Below are 4,167 nucleotides of genomic sequence, written 5' to 3'. Positions count from 1 at the left end.
ACCGAGATCGAGTCGGACGCCCCGAACAGCAGCCCGCCAAGAAGCATCCCGGACGACCGATCGCCATGCCGAGAAACAATCCCGGGGTGGTTGCATCCAGGACTGCGCCGACGTCCATACCCCCGAGTGCTCCGCCGATGACCAAGGTGCCGAGCGAAACGAGGAGGAAGCCTTGTATGCACGCTCCTGCGCGGATGAAAGTAGATATCGGTCGACGGTGCAAGATCAAGTACCAAACCTTGGCACCGATATATCCCAAAACGCAACTCAGAGCTGAAATTGCAACAGCAGCAGCAACATTGGCATCCATGCGTGAGAGCAGGAATCCCTGAACAATCAATGCAACCACCGCTCCCGCGGCTACCAACGCCGGCCAACTCCACACCCGCACAGCGGGACCGTATGTCAGTAGCGCAGTGCGCGCGGTGAGCACAGAGTTCTGCTGCCGTTCGCTACTGTCTGCGCCCCCGTCGATGCGTCGCGCACTCACCTCCCACTCCCCGCTGGCAATGCCCTGAATACGGGTGGTCGCGGCGAACCGGCCTCCAGCGGCAGGACGTGATTTCACGACCAGAGTCCGATCGAAACCGACCTTCTCGGTCGATGCATGGCCCTCGACTTCCACCCGCGATCCAGTGAAGCGAATCGCCACGTCGTGGCTGGGCTCGGCATCGGCCCCGCCGACACCCCAGTACGTCACCGCAAGCCCCAGCGGCTCGACCTGGGAAATCTCATCGGTACAACTGGTGGCTGGTGAGCGCTTGGGTGCGTAACTCTGCGGTGCGGGCGCAACAGCTTCAGGCGTGCGGGCACGTGGGCGCTCCGGCGGCGCTGCAGTATCGATCGTCGGTTCTGCGGCCTGGGCCGACGCTCGCGGTGGGGTAGTGGAGTCCGGCGCGAAAGCCCGGGCGACAGTGGGATGGAGTGCACCGCTGCCGGGCGAGTGGCCCCTGCTTCGAAGATAATCGGCGGCGGCGACGCTGACCGCAGAATGTGGGGCCACCGCTGAGAGGGGATGCCTTGGCTGGGGCTCAGTACGTATGGCACCGGGGTGGGGAGCCGGTGGGCCGCCCCCGGATCGTGTCGCCGTGGTTCGTCGTTTGTGCGCTTTCGATCGCGACTTGCTGGATTTCTTTCCCACAGGTTGCCTCCATCATCGCCTGTCCGGGCGACGGCGTCTCGACAGCAGTCAACTACTATGCTCGATAGTAGCTGAACTACTAAGCGTTATAGTAGGAGCTGCGGGATGACCACACTCCGCAGGTCAGCAGGTGGCTGGTGCGAGAGTGAGGAGCAGCAATGATGAATATGGGCACCATGAGTGGCGGATGGACGATGATGGCAGGAATGGCCGCGTTCTGGCTGGTCGTGATCGCTCTGTTGATCTGGGGTGCGGTTCGGCTGATGTCCGCTCGCCCGCAATCGGGGGAGGACGCGCAGGAAATCCTCGATCGTAGATTCGCGGCCGGGGAGATAGATCGAGATTTCTATCGCGCAGCGGTCGCAGAATTGGCGACCGCTGCGCTGCGCAAGCGTGCCGACACTCGGTAAAGAGCAACTGCGGTGTGACGGGCAGGCATTTTCACCGCATGTGACCGAGTTTGCGGACTGGATATGTCGGTGCGCGCCGGCTGGCCGGTAGGGCAGGGCTCGCCCGGGGCCGGTGAGCGGCAACTGTCGGCGCGTTCGAAGGCGCACCGAAACGATCAGATCGAAAGTGGAACCGAACGTGAGTGATACACCCATCTACGACTTACTCAACGCTACATCGGCGGCGCCGCAGCCCCATGGTGAACGAGACAGTATCGCTCCACCGTCCGATCTGCGGCGTCAGCGATCGACCGAACGAGCAGTTCCGCGATCTTCGAGAGTCGACACGCGGGCTCGCCATGCGCGCCGTGACACGGCGTAATTCGCCCTGCCCTGCCTCCAGTCGGTGAGAAGACTCGTAACGGAAATCGCAGCGAACGCCGATGATCCACGCGCGTGTGCAGGTACGCCCGTCGCTGTAAGGCTCAGCTGTGCCGCGGATGCATGCGCCCCTTGACCGAATCGGTATCGACATCCATGCCCGTCCGTGAGCATGACAGCGACCGCGGGTGCACCTGGTGGCCAGCCGACTGGCGCTCACGCGTTGACAACACCCTGACGGTTCTTCCCAATGGGATCAGGAAGGGGTATGGTTCGACTTGATCAACATATACCCCTATGGGGTATATGTTGTCCGAGATGTCGAAAGCTACGCATGATCATCACGCACTGTCAGTTACGCCGGTATTGATGTACGGCCACTGTGAGCCGTCGGTCCGCAACGACGTCAACGCCGTGATCGGAATGGACACTGTCGCGTTATCGGCGGCGGCAGGGACATTCACGGTCACCAGTGCAGCCGCGCTCGTCCAGGCGCAGATCATTGTCGCCCTCGACGCCGAATGCACAGCCGAACCAGAACCCACGAGTTCATGGGATGAATGGATATCGAACTCGATGGATGAGAGGACTGCACGATGAACGATCACACACACTCCGACGTCGACTCCGCGCGGACGGATCCGCCGAACAGACTGCAGCACAGCGGGCATGAAGAAGGACCCGAAATGCACACGGACGGGGCAGAGAAGGCGACTCCGCAGTCGGACCACGACACCGGCGGGCACAACGCAGAGCACGGCGGGCACACCGGTCACGGTGATCACGTCGGTATGTTTCGTCGCCTGTTCTGGGTCATGCTGGTCCTTGCCGTTCCGGTGATCGTTGCCTCGAACATGTTCGCGATGCTCCTCGGCTACTCATTGCCCGACGCAGCGTGGATTGCCTGGGTCTCTCCGGTGTTCGGAACGGTGATGTACGCCTGGGGCGGGTCTCCGTTCCTCTCCGGAGCAGTCAGCGAAATCCGTTCCCGTGCACCGGGAATGATGCTGCTCATCGCCCTGGCGATTACCGTCGCATTCATTGCGTCGATGGGAGCGAGCCTCGGCCTGCTCGATCATCAGCTCGACTTCTGGTGGGAACTGGCCCTGCTGATCGTGATCATGCTGCTCGGGCACTGGATCGAGATGAGATCACTCGCCCAGACCACCTCCGCTCTGGACTCGTTGGCGGCGTTGCTCCCGGATGTCGCCGAACGCGTCGAGGGCGACGATGTGGTGCCGGTGCCCCCGTCCGAGCTGCAGCTCGGTGATGTCGTTGTCGTCCGCCCCGGCGGCCGCGTACCGGCGGACGGCACCATCGTCTCCGGATCGGCGAGCATGGACGAATCGATGATCACCGGGGAATCACGCACCGTCCGCCGCAGCGACGGCGATCAAGTCGTCGCCGGCACTGTCGCCACCGACTCAGGTCTGCGCGTCCAGGTCACTGCAGTAGGGGAGGACACCGCCCTCGCCGGCATCGGCCGCTTGGTCGCCGACGCCCAGAACTCGACCTCGCGCGCTCAGCGCATCGCGGACACCGCCGCTGGCTGGCTGTTCTGGTTCGCTCTCGGTGCCGCGATCATCACCGCTGCGGTGTGGACTCTGGTCGGGATGCCCGACGACGCCGTCATCCGCACCATCACCGTGCTGGTCATCGCCTGCCCGCACGCACTCGGACTGGCGATTCCGCTGGTGGTCTCCATCGCCACCGAACGCGCCGCCCGCGGCGGTGTTCTGGTCAAGGACCGGCTCGCACTCGAAACCATGCGCACGGTGGACACCGTGCTGTTCGACAAGACCGGGACCCTCACCAAGGGTGAACCCACCGTCACCGCAGTCGAGGTGACCGGCGGGCGCACCGCCGACAACGTTCTCGCGCTGGCCGCTGCCGCAGAAGCAGATTCCGAACATCCACTCGCCCGTGCCATCGTCGAGGCCGCACGCGCGCGGAACCTGACGGTCCCGGCTGCAGCCGGCTTTCAGTCGTCCCCCGCCGTCGGGGTCGCAGCCGACGTCGACGGCGTCCGGATCCAGGTCGGCGGGCCGGCACTGCTCGAGCAGGAACACGGATCCGAACTCGCTGTCGCCGACCGGTGGCGCGGGGACGGGGCGATCATCCTGCACGTCCTCGCCGACGGGGCCGTGATCGGTGCCCTCGCGCTCGCCGATGAGATCCGGTCCGAGTCACGCACTGCGGTAGACGCGCTGCACGCGCGAGGAATCGCGGTCGTGATGATCACCGGTGATGCCGACG

The 4,167-nt window shown here is 64.1% G+C and carries 4 protein-coding genes; 3 read left to right on the top strand and 1 reads right to left on the bottom strand.

Going from position 1 to position 4,167, the window contains the following annotated elements:
* A partial coding sequence (locus tag A2J02_RS27730) for a prolipoprotein diacylglyceryl transferase family protein (protein WP_197478040.1) occupies nucleotides 1–1,003 on the bottom strand: 1,003 nt, incomplete at its 3' end.
* Between the two features lie 314 nt (nucleotides 1,004–1,317).
* Between A2J02_RS27730 and A2J02_RS15415 the strand changes: the two genes are divergently transcribed.
* The 3 genes from A2J02_RS15415 to A2J02_RS15405 form a co-directional block, all read left to right on the top strand.
* A complete protein-coding gene (locus A2J02_RS15415) occupies nucleotides 1,318–1,551 on the top strand; it encodes a hypothetical protein (RefSeq protein ID WP_230593574.1) in 234 nt (77 codons plus the stop codon).
* 678 nt (nucleotides 1,552–2,229) lie between these two features.
* On the top strand, nucleotides 2,230–2,511 hold the full coding sequence (locus tag A2J02_RS15410; RefSeq protein ID WP_068051046.1) for a hypothetical protein: 282 nt from the start codon (nucleotides 2,230–2,232) through the stop codon (nucleotides 2,509–2,511).
* The coding region (locus tag A2J02_RS15405; protein WP_068051044.1) for a heavy metal translocating P-type ATPase at nucleotides 2,508–4,167 on the top strand (1,660 nt) is incomplete at its 3' end. The genes A2J02_RS15410 and A2J02_RS15405, both read left to right, overlap by 4 nt.

This window comes from Rhodococcus sp. EPR-147 (assembly GCF_001647185.1).
Classification (GTDB): domain Bacteria; phylum Actinomycetota; class Actinomycetes; order Mycobacteriales; family Mycobacteriaceae; genus Rhodococcoides.
Note: the sequence above shows the minus strand (reverse complement) of the source record. Positions and strands in the feature narration are given on the sequence as shown.